Origin of the sequence: Bacillus sp. AFS041924 (assembly GCF_002577195.1) — a bacterium.
In the GTDB taxonomy this organism is placed as follows: Bacteria; Bacillota; Bacilli; order Bacillales; family Bacillaceae_G; genus Gottfriedia.
In genome coordinates, this window is the sequence record NZ_NULG01000057.1 from 22,285 (window position 1) to 38,201 (window position 15,917).

The 15,917-nt window shown below is 32.6% G+C and carries 15 protein-coding genes; 1 reads left to right on the top strand and 14 read right to left on the bottom strand.

All coding sequences use genetic code 11. The features are described from left to right. Window positions 1–350 precede the first annotated feature (350 nt). On the top strand, window positions 351–1,238 hold the full coding sequence (locus tag COC46_RS15270; RefSeq protein ID WP_098810604.1) for a DMT family transporter: 888 nt from the start codon (window positions 351–353) through the stop codon (window positions 1,236–1,238). 52 nt (window positions 1,239–1,290) lie between these two features. Here the strand turns inward: COC46_RS15270 and COC46_RS15275 are convergent, their stop codons facing one another. The 14 genes from COC46_RS15275 to mtnA all read right to left on the bottom strand — a co-directional run bounded on the left by COC46_RS15275 (window position 1,291) and on the right by mtnA (window position 15,912). Then, complete coding sequence (locus tag COC46_RS15275) at window positions 1,291–2,010, bottom strand: metallophosphoesterase family protein (RefSeq protein WP_098810605.1); 720 nt, start codon at window positions 2,008–2,010, stop codon at window positions 1,291–1,293. Window positions 2,011–2,054: 44 nt separating this feature from the next. Next, complete coding sequence (locus COC46_RS15280; RefSeq protein WP_098810606.1) at window positions 2,055–2,510, bottom strand: GNAT family N-acetyltransferase; 456 nt, start codon at window positions 2,508–2,510, stop codon at window positions 2,055–2,057. 828 nt (window positions 2,511–3,338) lie between these two features. Beyond that, the gene (locus COC46_RS15285; protein ID WP_098810607.1) at window positions 3,339–4,004 is read right to left on the bottom strand and encodes a DUF2642 domain-containing protein; all 666 of its coding nucleotides are present in this window, start codon (window positions 4,002–4,004) and stop codon (window positions 3,339–3,341) included. Window positions 4,005–4,046: 42 nt separating this feature from the next. Next, window positions 4,047–5,384, bottom strand: coding sequence for an arsenic transporter (locus tag COC46_RS15290; RefSeq protein ID WP_369700060.1), 1,338 nt, complete (start codon window positions 5,382–5,384; stop codon window positions 4,047–4,049). A 323-nt stretch (window positions 5,385–5,707) separates the two neighbouring features. Further along, window positions 5,708–6,373, bottom strand: a complete 666-nt coding sequence (locus COC46_RS15295) for a DUF2642 domain-containing protein (protein ID WP_098810610.1) — start codon at window positions 6,371–6,373, stop codon at window positions 5,708–5,710. 208 nt (window positions 6,374–6,581) lie between these two features. Then, the gene (locus COC46_RS15300) at window positions 6,582–7,082 is read right to left on the bottom strand and encodes a GNAT family N-acetyltransferase (RefSeq protein ID WP_098810613.1); all 501 of its coding nucleotides are present in this window, start codon (window positions 7,080–7,082) and stop codon (window positions 6,582–6,584) included. 196 nt (window positions 7,083–7,278) lie between these two features. Beyond that, complete coding sequence (locus COC46_RS15305) at window positions 7,279–7,797, bottom strand: DUF2628 domain-containing protein (protein WP_098810615.1); 519 nt, start codon at window positions 7,795–7,797, stop codon at window positions 7,279–7,281. Window positions 7,798–8,076: 279 nt separating this feature from the next. Then, window positions 8,077–8,502, bottom strand: a complete 426-nt coding sequence (locus COC46_RS15310; RefSeq protein WP_098810617.1) for a VOC family protein — start codon at window positions 8,500–8,502, stop codon at window positions 8,077–8,079. A 568-nt stretch (window positions 8,503–9,070) separates the two neighbouring features. Further along, complete coding sequence (locus COC46_RS15315; protein ID WP_098810619.1) at window positions 9,071–9,946, bottom strand: LysR family transcriptional regulator; 876 nt, start codon at window positions 9,944–9,946, stop codon at window positions 9,071–9,073. A 70-nt stretch (window positions 9,947–10,016) separates the two neighbouring features. Then, window positions 10,017–10,727: a cysteate racemase gene (gene cuyB, locus COC46_RS15320; protein ID WP_098810621.1), complete on the bottom strand. Its 711-nt coding sequence runs from the start codon at window positions 10,725–10,727 to the stop codon at window positions 10,017–10,019. 463 nt (window positions 10,728–11,190) lie between these two features. Then, window positions 11,191–12,525, bottom strand: a complete 1,335-nt coding sequence (glnA, locus tag COC46_RS15325; RefSeq protein ID WP_098810623.1) for a type I glutamate--ammonia ligase — start codon at window positions 12,523–12,525, stop codon at window positions 11,191–11,193. 114 nt (window positions 12,526–12,639) lie between these two features. Beyond that, on the bottom strand, window positions 12,640–13,941 hold the full coding sequence (locus COC46_RS15330) for a glutamine synthetase family protein (RefSeq protein ID WP_176545173.1): 1,302 nt from the start codon (window positions 13,939–13,941) through the stop codon (window positions 12,640–12,642). A 57-nt stretch (window positions 13,942–13,998) separates the two neighbouring features. After that, complete coding sequence (locus tag COC46_RS15335; RefSeq protein WP_098810625.1) at window positions 13,999–14,400, bottom strand: MerR family transcriptional regulator; 402 nt, start codon at window positions 14,398–14,400, stop codon at window positions 13,999–14,001. A gap of 462 nt (window positions 14,401–14,862) precedes the next feature. Beyond that, a complete protein-coding gene (mtnA, locus tag COC46_RS15340) occupies window positions 14,863–15,912 on the bottom strand; it encodes an S-methyl-5-thioribose-1-phosphate isomerase (protein ID WP_098810627.1) in 1,050 nt (349 codons plus the stop codon). Window positions 15,913–15,917: the final 5 nt, after the last annotated feature.

Consider the following 15,917-nt stretch of genomic DNA (forward strand, 5'->3'; position numbering starts at 1 on the left):
TCCTTAGTTACTAATATAGTATCGAGATGAAGCTAAAACCACTTGAATCTTATCGGGCATAAAACTCTCCTTACTTATTGTAAAATATTTTACTGCTTGACAAGCTACTTCATGATTTAATTGTTAATGGCCTATAAGTATAATTGATATTATCAATAATATGATATTAGAAATAGGAGGGATTGAAATGCCGTTATCTACCATCAATTTATACTATTGGAAGCCATTTTCAACTTCACCACCACCACCGTTTACTTCAGCTGTTGAATCAACAATGAATGTGCTTATATTAAAAACAGATTAAGAATCTGCGAAATATAAGCTGTTTCGCAGATTCGAAGGAGTAGACGATGAAATCTAAAATTCAATTCTTACTATCAATGGTGATTTTTGGTACGATTGGCGTATTTGTGAGATCCATTGATTTAACTTCGAGTGAAATAGCTTTATTACGTGGTTTAATTGGAAGTTTATTTTTAACTACAGTCTTATTAATTAGAAAGAAAAAAATATTATGGGCTTCAGTAAGAGTTAATGCTTTACTTTTATTACTTTCAAGTATTACTTTAGGTGGAAACTGGATTTTCCTTTTTCAAGCATACAAATATACGACCATCTCTAACGCAGCACTAAGCTATTATTTCGCACCTGTCTTTGTTCTAATTTTTTCACCTTTATTATTGAAGGAAAAATTATCAACAAAGAAATTAATCTGCATTGGTGTTGCCATGTTAGGAATGATCTTAATTGTCGGAAGTGGCGGGTTAAGTACATCTGGTTTAAAGGATTTAATTGGGATTGGTTTTGGATTAATGGCAGCAGTGTTCTATGCTTCTCTAATGCTATTAAACAAGTTCATTAAAAACATGGACGGTTTGGAAACTACACTCATCCAGCTTGCAACTGCAACATTCCTTCTCATGCCCTATGTGTTCTTTACAGAAGGAATCGGTATTTTAGAAGTATCAGACTCTTCAATTCTATTAATATTTATCTTGGGAATCGTACACACGGGTATTGGTTTCTTACTATTCTTTTTAGGTATGCAGAAATTAAATGGACAAAGCATTGCAACATTAAGTTATCTAGATCCAATCACATCATTACTAATTTCTGCTGTTATCTTACAAGAACAAATGACAATTGTTCAAATGATAGGTGGGACTTTGCTATTAGGTTCCACTTTTGTAAGTGAAAAGCAATCTTTCAGATCATCGAAGCCGGTAATAAACAGATAAAATCAAATAAACAGTGGGAAGCTTTTCGATTCCCACTGTTTTGTATTTTAGTTTATGAGTTTCTGTACTTAGCAAACATAATTTCATCATAATATTTGTCAAGGTGAGGCAATTTCAATTCTTTGGCAACCCTTATTTCCTCTTCCTTATCATATTCTACCCTAACAAATTGGATCGAATTAGCCTTGTTTGTACCATCAAGGATCGCATATGATGCTGAAGTTAAATCAAGTGAGTTTCCGACACTTCCAACATTACATAGAATTCCATTTTTAAAGGTTTCTAAAAAGGTAGTATGTATATCCCCATAAAAGACGATATCAGGAGATTTATGGTTATCATTAGAATTTGTCATTTCGCTGTTCTCAAACATACTTAATCGCTTTTCAATTGGGTGAAAAGGCAAGATTCGCTCAAATTCACTTCTTGGTGAAGCATGAAAAAATCTGATTAATTGTCCATTTAATTCAAGATCTATGCTATATGGTAACGAGGAAAGAAATTCATAGTCTTTTTCAGTTAATCGATCTTTAAACCATTGAATAAAATCATTATCAGATGGTGATTGAATAAAGACATCCCAATTGCCACGAACTACTTGTTCACAATTTTTTTGAATGAGCTCTATACACTCTGAGCCTTGAGGTCCTTTACCAATTAGATCGCCTAAGCAAAAAATCCTTTCGATTTGTCTTGAGCGAATGTCTTCTATAACAGCTTCTAATGCCGTTTTATTTCCATGGATATCCGAAATAATTGCAATTTTTGTCACGTTTCTTCCTCCTTTTCATTTTGTCTTTTAATGCAGATTCGACGCTATCGATGTCCATTTTTTCGTGCCTGCTTATACCCATAATACACACATGTACCGTTTGTAGATATATCTTTTACTTCAAAACCACATTTTCTATAGAAATCGAAATTGTTAGTAGATGTATGTGCAAACCAATCACCATGTGGGAGTTTTTGAACACATAGTTCAACTAGTTTTTTGCCGATCCCTTTACCGCGATATTCTGTGTTAACGATCAAATCTAAGATGTTAGCATACATAATTTTATCTGAAATTACTCTTACCATTGCAATTATTTTGTTGTGATCCCAAACAGTAAATGCCCAAGTTGAGTTTTCAAAAATTAAGGTAAACTTTTCCCGCTGCCAGCTTGGAGTATTACTAACCCACCCTGCATCCTCAAAAAGGGCTTCAATGTCATCTACTGGTATTCCTTTAGTACTTTCCCTAATCACTAATCCATTGAAATATTGATACATACTTAAGCCCCCTTTAATAATACTTTTTATATACTACGATTAGAAAGCTTTTACCTTTAAATTCTATTAAATTAGTAAAATTGGGTAATAGTTTCTATTACTTTCTTTGATGCCCTGAATATTGTCTTTCTATTTGATAATATTGCTTACTCATAGGGGCTTCATGAGTTAATTAAATGTCATTTTCTTGATTTTTCCTTACTCATATGGGCTTCATAAAATAAGTTTGTAATTTTGCATAAAAAAAAAGAACAAAGAATCGTCCATTAAGGTCAAAAATTAAAGATATAATGTTTTTTCGTACTGGCAAATAGTAACCTACATTTCAATATAAATGTATTCAAAAACTATTTTAAGTAAAACAGTACTCTCATATTATTTTAGCATTTAATTTTAAAAAAGCTTGAATCTTGGACATGCGATGTAATCCTTAACATAATTGGGATAATTTTGGGTTGGTTTATTTCGAAAGTATATTCTTCTTGGTATATAAAACAACTCATACGTGCCAGTAAATCCTTGTGATATTTACCTGAGGTCAACAACAGCTATAAATTCATTTTTTAATAAGATCATCTAGCTATATGTAATAGAAGTAGATTTAATTTTCATCTACTTCTATTTTTATTAGCTTTCTCATTTAACTGATTCTTGTTTTTCACTCCTAACTTATTAAACTTATTTAGTCATTAAAGATGTAACATATCAATTTTTGAAATATATCCACATCATTTGTGATTAGGAAAACTGGAAGGAACATCAGAGTAATTAATGGTAGGAGATTGGCAATGAAAAGGAAGATAAATAATCTTTTTACGAAATTCATTGCTATGGTATGTGATAAGATTTAATATGATTAAGCCTCAATAACGTTACCTCTCCACTAGCTGCTACTAATTCAATTACTCCTTCCTCCACTCTCTTGAGCAATCCAATTTTCATTGGATCATGTCCCCCATCAAAAACGACAAATTTTCCTTGTTCTTTTTTTAATTGTGATTCAATTAAACGTGAAAATGGCATATTAGATGGATTTACTGGTAATAATTCGATTTCTGCGTTATAGGGATTTGTATTATGATTGTATGGTGTAAGCCATTTTAAATGAGATAATGAGATATATAACATTTTAAATACTGGTGAATAAAACACGATATAGTCACTTAATACATTTGTAATATATCCATGAAATGTGATGTTCCCAGTAACATAAATTTCTGCAAAAATTCCTTTTGCATTCATTAATATTTTTCGATAAGATACTGTGCCTATATCTTCTGCAATAGAAGGGGTAATAGGATGATCGATCTTATCTTTAAAGTTGTTACTAAGATTTACCCTATGGACATGAAACCATGGAATATAATAATATTTCTCACCATTATATAAAACTAAAACATCCTTACCATAATCAGTTAGAATCCCTTCAAAATAATTTTCTCCTGATAATTGGACATAAACTTTTTCACCAAGTAATGATTTTACATCACTCAATTATATTTCCTCCTTTTGTTCAAGTAGATTTTATACTTTAAATTAAGCGAAAATTAATTGCACCCAATAAAATAGTAGAAACAGCGTAACGATTGTTGTTAATGGGATTACGATTAATGATACATTTAGATAATCCTTCCATTTCACTTTAATTTTATTTTGTTTTAATATGTGCATCCAAATAAGCGATGCTAAAGTACCTACTGGGAGTAATAATGATCCAATGTCGCTACCGATAATATTAGCTAGATAAATCGTCTTCAAGGTAATTGGATCAAGCCCCATTTCCGTCAGTGTGATCGTTCCAACCATTAGAGCTGGATGATTATTAAACAAATTCGATAGGATTGAAACTAATCCACCCATTATAAAACTTGCTTGTAATAATCCATGGTTTACGATTGGTTCACAAAAATTTACTAATGCTGCAGTTAAGCCAGCATTATGCAGACCGTAAATAATCACATACATCGAAAATGCAAAGACTAATATATGCCAAGGTGTCTTTTTTAATATATCTACAGGGCTTGTCCGTAAGTGATACCATCTCCAAGCTAATAAGACGAGTGAACCTAAGACTGCTACATATTGAATCGGTATTCCCATGAAGGAAGCGACAAATAATAAGCAGCGCATTAGGAAAACAAATCCTAATACCTTTAACATAAATTTTGTTCTTTTTTGCTTTGTTTCTACTGACATTTTTCCTTTTAAAGGATGGAAGTTTTTAATAAAAAAAGACTCTTCAATATCATCGGTAGACACTGGTAATCGTTTTGGTAATTTATTTCTTAATACCATGTACATTAGCCATGACATAAAAAGTAGTCCTGTACTTGCAGGGACAAACATCATAGCTGTGTGCATATAGAGAGTCATATGAACAATTTTTAATGCGATTAAGTTTACGATATTACTTACACCGATCGGTGCACTCGAAGCTGTAGCAATTAATGCCCCGCTAAGAAGATATGGTATTTGTTGATGTGGCTTTAATCGTAGATTTTTTAATAGAAGAATTAAAATCGGAGTTGTAATTAGAATACTACCATCATTATTAAACAGTAATGTCATTAAAAAGCATAAAAGCTGGATATACCAGTATAATCTGCGCCCTGACCCTTTAGCTAAACTGGCAAGTCTAGCTGCAGACCAATGGAAAAACCCAAAACTTTCTAAAATAATCGCCATGACGATCGTTGCGATAATTGTAATAGATGCTTCTCCAATTTTGTGTACAATATCTATTAAATTACTTTTTGTTACGATCCCGGTTACTAAAATGATTGCTGCTCCAATTGCAGCAGGCCATGCTTCATTTATTCCTTTAGGTCTCCAAAAAATGATAGCCATTGTCAATAGAAAGACACTAGCACTCATTAAAATTTCGAAATTCAATAAAACTCACCTTCTTATAACATATTTTTCAATAGAACTTGTCCATTTGTTATATTATTATTCAAATATAACAATCATGTTTTAGGTTATTTCATTAAATTAAGAAAGATAGTTGTTTTACCTATATAATTCAAATGTCCCCTAAAGATAAATGACTATAGTGACAATTGTCCAATGGATCCGTGCAAATACCCTAATACTCCGTTTTGCCTATCTAATAAAAAAAGAGAAGCTCTAGTAAAAGAACTTCTCAATTAATTAATAAATAGATTTTAAATTTAAATGATTAAAGTTTGCTAGACTATTTAAGGTAAATGAACGGACTTTACATGGTTCAGTCTTAAATAGGCAATTTCTCCACTTGCAACTGAAAGCTCAATTACGCTATTTTCAATCTTATTAAGCAAACCAATCTTCATTGGGTCATTCCCACCGTCAAAAATAACTAGCTTTCCCTCTTCTTTTTTTAATTGAGATTCAAATGAGCGCACAGGGGAGATATTAGATGGATTAATTGGAAAGTTTGCATTATCAATTGAATACGGTGTCACATTTTCTGGGTAAGGTGAGAGCCATTTTAAATGGGATAATGAGATATACATCGTTTTAAAAACTGGGGAATAAAAAACGATATAATCACTTAAAACATTTGTAATATAGCCATGAAATGTTAAATTACCAGTAACATATATTTCTGAGAAGATTCCCCTCGCATTTGTTAAAACCTTTCTGTAGGAGATTGATTCAATTTCGTTTGCAATTGAAGGTTCGTTAGGTGATTCGATCTTTTCTTTTATTAGTTGACACAAATGAACACGGTGAACATGAATTCCAGGGATATAATAATACTTTTGACCATTATATAAAACAAGCATGTCTTGTCCTCCATCTGTTAATATCCCTTCAAATGCAATATCACCAGATAGAAGCACAAAAACTTGTTGACCTAGTAATGAATCTATATAACTCACCTTCTACTCCCCCTCGTTAATCTAAAAACAAAACTTTTTGTACTAAATGTTAGATAAATGAATAATCTATTTATTCCTTCCATTTTACTTCTATTCTTTTTTGCTTTAATATATGCTTTTAAACTAGTGTCACTAAAGTACTAAATTTTAAATTTTATAACACTGAATAAAAATAGCTTGAATCAATGTTATCTATGTAAACATTGATTCAAACTACCTTACATCTTGATAATATGAAATGCTTTATTAGAAGATTCAATTCTTTCCCTTCAATTTTAATCTTTTCAGATTTCAATAATTCAGCCCCATAATACTCGTAAAAATAGCGAGTTTTATTATCTTCTAACACTTCAACAAATACATTATTGAAATTCAATTCTTTAAATTGATTAAAAAGTTGCTTCAATAATTGCTTTCCAATTCCTGTTCCTTGATATTCTTCAAGTAGATAAATAGAAGTGAAGTCACCTGAATGTTCGACTTTATTCTTTTCTCTTTTTCCACAAGTCCCAACACCAATAATTTCTCCATCGTTATTTTCTGCTACATAAATAGTATTACTTTTATCAGTAAAATTCTGATTCCATGAAATAGTTCTTTGATCATATGATAGGCTTTGTAAAATATTTCTATAAGTAGTTCTCCAACTATCGACGTGTATCTTAGCTATTCTTTCTGCATCATTAAGATTAGCTTTTCTAATATTCATTTAATCCACCTCACACTTTTTTAGAGGTAAATTATATAATACATTTCAAACTTGGATAGTCCTTCCGCTTATCGAACACTCCAGCAGTTTTGTCAGCCCACATTTCGAGTATTTTCGTTTATAATCCCTATTCATCTAAAGTAAATTTCGTAGAATTCAAAAAACCTCCTGATTTTAGGAGGTTTTGTCATGGATTTCAAAGTTGCTCGATCTTGATGAGTAAAGTGATGATCGCTATTGTGAGCACGATCGCAAGTGCTACCGATCCACCACTTGTACCACCAACGCGTTCATATTCAGCATTTTTTTCTTGTGTTGAAATTGATTTTCTTTTGATTGCATCAATTTTTTTCGCAGCATGCGCGAAATACATCGCGTTGCCGTACATTCCGATGAGAATACTGATAACAAAATTCACAAAACGGTCTAATGCACTCACCTGGCTAAATAATAAATCGGACAGGACAAAATAAGCAAAATAAACACTGACCCATCCCCACATCTTGCGGTACGCCATCCAGTACACGCCTAAAAAGAAACTTGCCCAGTTCCAGCTCAATTGCTTGTGTTCCCGTGCATAATCATAGTCAGATTGAGAATAAATTTTCAAACGATTTGCGTACACATTGGCGTTGTAGCCGGCGAAAAGCCAAAATCGTTCCACATCCCGTGTGTCTGTTATGTTACTTGTTTGGTCTTGATCTTGTTCGGACATCGATCTATCCCCCTTTATATTTAATAGTATGACAGACACAATTGGTCATGAAATTTTTTTTCGAATTGTCTGCTTATTTATAACTTCCATAGAGGAATCGGAAATTTGCGTCTAAAGTGTTTGGGAATTTGCTTTAGAGTGTGTGTTAAAGGATTGAGACAAAAGATAGACGAACAAGTTGAAATTCGGACTAGAGCGATGGCTTGCTAAATATGTTTACTAAGGATTATCCTCATAAAAAAAGATCTTCGTAATTGAAGATCCTCTTTATTAGCTATATTATTGAGCTGGCAAAGTTGAAACCTGCCATGTAACACCAAATTTATCTATTACTTGTCCGTATAATGGACTCCAAAAAGTTTCGTGTAATGATATGATTACTTTACCGCCATCTTGTAATTTGCCAAATACTTCTTTCGTTGTTTCAACGTCATTAATTGAAAGAGCTAAAGTGGTCTGATCGCCAATTTGATATGGTAGACCTGTAAATGTGTCAGAAATCATTAAATCTGTTGAACCAACTTTGAGATGCGCATGTAGGATACGGTTTTTTTCTTCATCAGATAGTTTTGTATTTTCATCTCCAGGCATGTCGCCAAATCTTTGAAGTACAAGGGTCTTTGTATTGAATGCATGTTCATAAAATGAAACAGCCTCCTGTCCATTTCCATTCAATATTATATAAGGGTTGATACCTAAAATCATCGAAACACCTCTTTTTTATTTTCGATTTAATCTCTCCATCTTTTTTACTAGTATTAATCTACTTTAGCTTTAGACTGGTCACGATTTTGTTCCCACTTTTATAATTTCTACTTTAAAACATTCATTCCTTCAATTTTAAGTAAAAGGTTTTTTTAGCTTTGATTTATTAACAATTATTTAGTTCATTAAGGTGTAAACCGTCTTTTATTATTAATAAATTATCACAAAAATATACTATTTCTTTTTTAACTAACCGCTGAAAGAATTCAATTAAATAAAAAACAAAAAAGATACCACACTTTCCTGCACAGCAATTTTGAACTTTAGAGTGATTTAACTGCTTTTTCACATCTATGCATTCATATATTAAAAATTAAAAAAGATCTATTCACAAAAAATGAATAGATCTTTTTAGATTATTGATTGACTTTAAACATTAAATATCATATTTACTGCATGTGCGTTTAAATAGATTCAGACATTTAAATAATATCATCTACATATTCTCTCAACATTTCATCACTCAATTTTCCTACCCCAATGTCAAATGCGTCACAGTAAGTTCGGTTTATTGTTTTTCAAACATTTTATTTTTTAAAAAATCCATAAAAACAGACTTCGGTTTACCCTTTAAATAAATAAAGTCAATACTAATATTTGTTTTCACCGGAGGATTCATTTCTACTCTAAAAATTTCTTCATTTTCTAATTCTTTTCTTACACAATGTTCGGGTAAAAAGCTAATGCCTAACCCTTGCAATACCAAATTTTTAGCGGTTTCCATATGATCAACTTCAACATATATATTCGGTTTTACTCCATTACTTAAAAAGAGGCGATGAATAATAAGCCAATCAATAGAGCCATAATCAAAAAAGATTAGAGGCTCTTTGCTTACATTTTCTACTGTAACGCTATCCTCTTTTAAAAAAGGATGGTTTGAAGGGACAAAAAGACTAATAGGATCATTGTATAGACGAATTGATTCTACTTGTGGGTGAGTTTCTGTTCGTACAATTCCAAAGTCAACCTCCTTGTTGATAACCTTCTGTAAGATATCTTTTGAATGCCCCGTTATAATTTTCATCTTAACGTCCCCATACTTAGATTTAAAAGCTGGCAATATATAAGGGAGAACGTTATTGGAAATTGACAAAGCGCTCCCAAGAACTAGCTCATAAGGTACAGTAACTTGTTGTAATCCATACTTTGCTTCCTGATATGATTGAAGAATTTTTAGTGCATGTGGAAAAAAATATTCTCCCTTTTCAGTTAAAGAAATTTTGGTTCCATTGCGATGAAAAAGTTTTAAATTAATTTCACGTTCAAGTGATTGAATACGTGCTGTTACAGATGGTTGAGTTAAGTAAAGAGCCTCTGCTGCTTTATTGAAACTACCGAGTTGACAAACGTAGATGAAAGCTTCAAGATTTTCAATGTTCATTTATTACTGCTCCTTACTTCTTTAAGTGCACAATTGAGTTTACCTATTCTATTATATCTAATTTCATAATTTAATTTTCACCATTTGCATTTACTAATTCTGTCTCATGAGCTGATTTAATAACGATCCTAGCTAAAATTTCTGTTGGATCAATAACACAAATTTCTTCGGATGATTTAAGTACAAGAGGAATCTCTGTACAGCCTGCTATTATTGCTTCTGCCCCATTATTTATCAATATATTAGCTACTGTCGATAGGTATAAGTGCCCTTTTTCCATATCACTTCCTTTAATAGCATATATCCCATTCATCACTTCTTTCTGCATTTGTAAATCAGGTTCGATGACATTAATATTGTAAGCATTACAACAATGTTGATAAAGTCTTGTTTTTATTGTTCCATCTGTTGCTAATAACCCCACTCTTTTAATGTTGTTTTTATGTAAAAACTTAGCTGTTTCTAAAGGCATATTTAATACTGGGATACTTATAGAATTTTCTATTGAGTTAAAGTAAAAGTGAGCTGTATTGCATGCAATAACAAGAAAATCTGCTCCGGCATTTTCTAGTCTTTGTGCTGATTGTATTATAAATGGGGTTGGATCAGTCCCATTTCTCAAAATAGCTGTAGTTCGATCAGGTATTTGTGAGAAATTATCTGCAATGATATGGATATGATCCTGATCCTTCTTTGCAGGTGTATAAAAAATAATTTTCTTCATTAAATCGACAGTTGCTAATGGTCCCATTCCACCAATTATACCAACTACTTTTTGCATTTCCTTCACCACTTACTAATTAATTTTTTTCTAAAATTTTCGAAAAGCTCTCCTATATTATAATTTTTAATTTAATTGGCGGATTATAGAAATAATCTATAACCTGATAGAAACAATATATCGGTAGATAAATCGTTGAAATAGTTTCACCGTACTAATAATTTTTCAAATCCTCTTCATAAACGTTACTTTCAAACTCACTTAATATTGCTGTGTAACCTGCCTCTTACAGATAATCTTTATTGTTACGTTTCGTAAGTTAATTCAGTAGAAATGAAAAAGGCACTTATTTCTATAAAAAATAAGTGCCTTTCTTCCATATACATCTACTCCGAAAGATTATGTAGAATATCCTTCTAAAAAATTTGGTCCTTTTTTGGTCTATATTTTCTCCTACTTCCACCCCTTCTTTTTGTCCAAAATAAAAAACCCTCAACGCCAACAGCGTCAAGGGTTGATTTGATTAATATACTGACATATATTGATCTCTTTCCCAAGGGTGAACTTGAGTACGGAAGATATCCCATTCGATTTCTTTTGCTTCTACGAAGTGCTCGAATAAGTGTTCTCCAAGAGCGTTTACGATAACTTCATCTGTTTTTAATTGATCTAGAGCTGCTGCTAAAGTTGCTGGTAAGTCGATGATACCAACTTCTTCACGCTCTTCTTTTGTCATAACATAGATGTTACGATCAACTGGAGCTGGAGCTTCTAGTTTGTTTTTGATTCCGTCTAATCCTGCTGCTAATAATACTGATAATGCTAAGTATGGGTTTGCAGCTGGGTCAACTGAACGTACTTCTACACGTGTGCTTAAGCCACGAGATGCAGGAATACGGATTAATGGACTACGGTTTCTTGCAGACCATGCAACGTAACATGGAGCTTCATAGCCTGGTACTAAACGCTTGTATGAGTTTACAGTTGGGTTTGTTACCGCTGTAAAGTTTGGAGCGTGTTTTAAGATACCTGCGATAAAGTGACGAGCAGTCTCGCTTAAGCCTAATTCACCAGACTCATCATAGAATGCGTTTTTGCCATTTGTAAATAATGATAAGTTACAGTGCATACCAGATCCGTTAACACCGAATAATGGTTTTGGCATGAATGTTGCGTGTAAACCATGTTTACGTGCGATTGTTTTTACAACTAATTTAAATGTTTGAATGTCATCACAAGCTTTAATTGCACCAGCATATTTGAAATCAATTTCATGTTGTCCTGGAGCTACTTCGTGGTGAGAAGCTTCGATTTCAAAGCCCATTTCTTCAAGTTCAAGAACGATATCACGGCGGCAGTTTTCACCTAGGTCAGTTGGAGCTAAGTCGAAATAACCACCTTTATCATTTAATTCAAGAGTTGGTTCGCCTTTTTCATCTAATTTAAATAAGAAGAATTCTGGCTCAGGTCCTAAGTTGAAATCCGTGAATCCTAAAGCTTCCATTTCTTTTAACATACGTTTTAAGTTATTTCGAGGATCTCCTTCAAATGGAGTTCCGTCTGCATTGTAGATATCACAGATTAAACGAGCTACTTTTCCTTTTTCAGCAGTCCATGGGAATACTACCCAAGTGTCTAAATCAGGGAATAAGTACATATCTGATTCTTCGATACGAACGAATCCTTCGATTGAAGAACCGTCAAACATCATTTTATTGTCTAAAGCTTTTTCAAGCTGACTTACTGGAATTTCAACATTTTTGATAACTCCTAGTAAATCCGTAAATTGTAAACGTATGTACTTTACGTTTTGTTCTTTTGAAATACGGAAAATATCTTCTTTAGTAAACTTAGCCATTATAAAAGTTCCCCTTTCGTATGCAACAAACAAAATTAGTCTAACACACTTTAAAATAGAAAAGTAGAGATAACCTACTTCCACTTTTCTATTTTTTTATTTTAAGTTTAGTGATTAGCAGTTTAAATACGTTTCTTTTTCCCATTCTGATACTCGTAATCGATATGCATCCCATTCTTCTTTTTTGTTTTGAAGGAATGAATAAAATACGTGTTTTCCTAATACTTGCTGTAAAAATTCACTGTTTTCAAGTTCTGTAACTGCTTCTAGTAAGCTTCCAGGTAATGTATCAATTCCTTCAGCCTTTCTAGTTACATCATCCATTAAATACAGGTTTTCACTACGTTCAGCCGGAGGTGTTAATTGTCTTTCAATACCATCCAAGCCTGCAGAAAGTAGTACAGCTAAAGCTAAATAAGGATTTGCAGATGGGTCTGGATTTCTTACTTCAATTCGAGTACCTGCACCTCTTGCAGCCGGTATACGAATTGTACATGTACGATTACTTTGTGACCAAGCTACATAAACTGGTGCCTCATAGCCTGGAACTAATCGTTTATACGAATTAACAGTTGGATTTGTAACTGAAGCATTTGCACGAGCATGCGTTAATACACCTGCAATAAATTGACGTGCTGTTTCAGATAATCCAATTGAATCATGCTGATCATAAAAGGCATTACCATTATTATTTCCTAGACTCATATGACAATGCATACCTGAGCCATTTTCACCGAAAATTGGTTTTGGCATAAATGTTGCAACTAAACCATGTTTTTCGGCAATTGTTTTAACTGTATATTTAAATAATTGAATATTATCAGCTGTTTGTAATCCTGGTGCGTACTTCCAATCAATCTCATGTTGACCGATTGCTACTTCGTGATGTAAAGCTTCAACTTCTAAGCCTAACGCCTGAAGTGCTTTCGTAATTTCACGTCGAATAGTAACTGTTTTATCTAGGGGAGCTACATCAAAATATCCACCATTGTCATTTGGTACTAACTGATTTCCTTCTTTTGAAAATAGGAAGAATTCAGGTTCAGGTCCTACATTAAAAGAAGTGAATCCCTTGTCAGCCGCTTTTTCAATTGCACGTTTAAGCACATTTCTAGGATCGCCTTCAAAAGGTGCCCCATTCGGATAATAAACATCGCATATGAATAATCCAACTTTTTCGTTAGTGTCGACTTTCCAAGTATTTAAATCTGGGTAAAGCATCATATCACTTGCTTCAATTTTCGTGAATCCATTAATACTAGAGCCATCAAACATAGTTTCATTGTTAAGTATTTTTTCAATTTGAGTGATTGGTAGTTCTAAATGTTTGAATACCCCTTCTACATCTGTAAAAAATAACTGTACAAATTCAAGGCTGTGTTCTTCAACACTATTTAAAATCGTTTCCTTTTTCATTTATATTTCCCCCTATATAAATATAAAAGCTAGAATAATCCAGATTTAATCAATAACTTAATGAAAGAATCGAGACATATCTCCTTGTCGTAAAGAAGTTTTACCTAATTTACCATTTTGATATAACTCTTGACGAAGCATTTTTCGAAGCTGTTCATCTGATATTGATTTTTCAACAATGACTTGTTGAACGATTGTTTCTTTGGATTTTTCTGACGATTTTAGATTTAGCACTTCTTTAATTCCCGCTAAATTTAAGCCTTGTTCTATAAATGTTTTTATCTCTAATAATCGATCGACATCATTAAAAGAAAATAATCTACGATTTCCTTCAGTACGCGCTGGTCGAATTAAACCATGCTCTTCATAATATCGAATTTGTCTTGCAGATAATTCAGTTAACGAAATGACTATTCCGATTGGGAAAAGTGGCGTTGAGCGTCTTACTTGATCATTCATAGCAATGCTCCTTTCGTTCATCTATTTGTATTTTATTCCATGTTAGATATTCTGTCAATACGATGTTAGAAAATCTAACATGAAATTATTTGTTTTTTATTCTATGCATTTTTATGTAAAATTCTACTATTTTATCAAAAAAAATAATCTCCATTAGTTTGGAGATTATTGCAGTTTGTATTCAAATATTGTCCTATGTAAAAAAGTCTTTCGATTAGCTAATGTAACAATATTTTGTACATCATATTCTACGTTTTGTAATGAGAATCCCTTTAAAAGAATTCTCATTACTTCTTACAATTACTACAAAATTTAGTTTCTCTTTTACGAGTTTCTTCCTATTATTAGTTCATGTTTACGTTTTGCCAATAATTTTTATCTAAACTTATATCCATTTCTCTACGGTACAAGTTGCGAAATTTCAGTTTAATTTAATCGTAAAATAACCGATTTATCTTTTCTTTACTCTTGCTCCCAACCTTTAAACGTTTCTTTATAATGACTTGAAACAATTCCTTTTTCTGTAATAATCGCCGTTATTAATTCATTCGGTGTTACATCAAACGCTGGGTTAAGGACATCAATACCGTCTGGAGCAATTTGAACATTTCCAATATGCGTTACTTCAGAACGATCACGTTGTTCAATGACAATTTCACATCCTGATTCAATTGATAAATCAATAGTCGATAAAGGAGCAGCTACATAAAACGGAATTTGGTAATAATTAGCTAAAATCGCTAATTGTAAAGTTCCAATTTTATTTGCAGTATCACCATTTGCAGTAATGCGATCTGCCCCAACAATGACTGCATCAACCTTTTTATTTTGTAATAAATAGCCAACCATGTTATCAGTTAATAATGTAACCGGGATACCACTTTGATTTAACTCCCATGAAGTCAGTCTAGCGCCTTGAAATACTGGTCTAGTTTCTGTTGCATACGCTGAAATTTCCCAGCCCTTTTCTTTCGCTAAGTGCAGTGGAGCTAAAGCTGTTCCGTATCGACTTGTAGCAATACTACCTGCGTTGCAATGAGTTAATACAGCAGCTCCATCATGTAATAAAGTTAAAGCATTTTCACCAATTTCTTTGCAAGTTGCTTCATCTGCAAGATGTAATTTAATCGCTTCTTCCATAATGGTTAATTTAGCTTCTGAAACAGTTATTGCTTCTTTACTAACGCTAATTAGCTTTTCAACTGCCCATGCTAAATTTACCGCAGTAGGTCTAGCACTAATTAGCTCATCCGCTAATACTCTTGCTTGATTATGAAATTCATCAATCTGTTCAGTGTCGATGTCTCTAACTCCTAAATATAGTCCATACGCTGCAGCTAAACCAATCGCCGGTGCACCTCTTACTTGTAGCTTCACGATTGCTTCACGTACATCTAATAAAGTAGTTGCATCAAAATAATAGATTTCGGTTGGTAATTTAGTTTGGTCTAAAATTTTTAAACTTTCACCGTTCCATTGTAATGATTCTGGTATTTGCTGTAATGTAGTCATCGATT

Bases quoted from the DNA above. Each gene is read 5' to 3' on its own strand.
- glnA (WP_098810623.1), bottom strand. From the start codon at position 12,525: ATGGCTAAGTTTACTAAAGAAGATATTTTCCGTATTTCAAAAGAACAA.
- COC46_RS15305 (WP_098810615.1), bottom strand. From the start codon at position 7,797: ATGTCCGAACAAGATCAAGACCAAACAAGTAACATAACAGACACACGG.
- COC46_RS15330 (WP_176545173.1), bottom strand. From the start codon at position 13,941: ATGAAAAAGGAAACGATTTTAAATAGTGTTGAAGAACACAGCCTTGAA.
- COC46_RS15315 (WP_098810619.1), bottom strand. From the start codon at position 9,946: ATGAACATTGAAAATCTTGAAGCTTTCATCTACGTTTGTCAACTCGGT.
- COC46_RS15300 (WP_098810613.1), bottom strand. From the start codon at position 7,082: ATGAATATTAGAAAAGCTAATCTTAATGATGCAGAAAGAATAGCTAAG.
- COC46_RS15270 (WP_098810604.1), top strand. From the start codon at position 351: ATGAAATCTAAAATTCAATTCTTACTATCAATGGTGATTTTTGGTACG.
- mtnA (WP_098810627.1), bottom strand. From the start codon at position 15,912: ATGACTACATTACAGCAAATACCAGAATCATTACAATGGAACGGTGAA.
- COC46_RS15335 (WP_098810625.1), bottom strand. From the start codon at position 14,400: ATGAATGATCAAGTAAGACGCTCAACGCCACTTTTCCCAATCGGAATA.
- cuyB (WP_098810621.1), bottom strand. From the start codon at position 10,727: ATGCAAAAAGTAGTTGGTATAATTGGTGGAATGGGACCATTAGCAACT.
- COC46_RS15290 (WP_369700060.1), bottom strand. From the start codon at position 5,384: ATGAGTGCTAGTGTCTTTCTATTGACAATGGCTATCATTTTTTGGAGA.
- COC46_RS15310 (WP_098810617.1), bottom strand. From the start codon at position 8,502: ATGATTTTAGGTATCAACCCTTATATAATATTGAATGGAAATGGACAG.
- COC46_RS15280 (WP_098810606.1), bottom strand. From the start codon at position 2,510: ATGTATCAATATTTCAATGGATTAGTGATTAGGGAAAGTACTAAAGGA.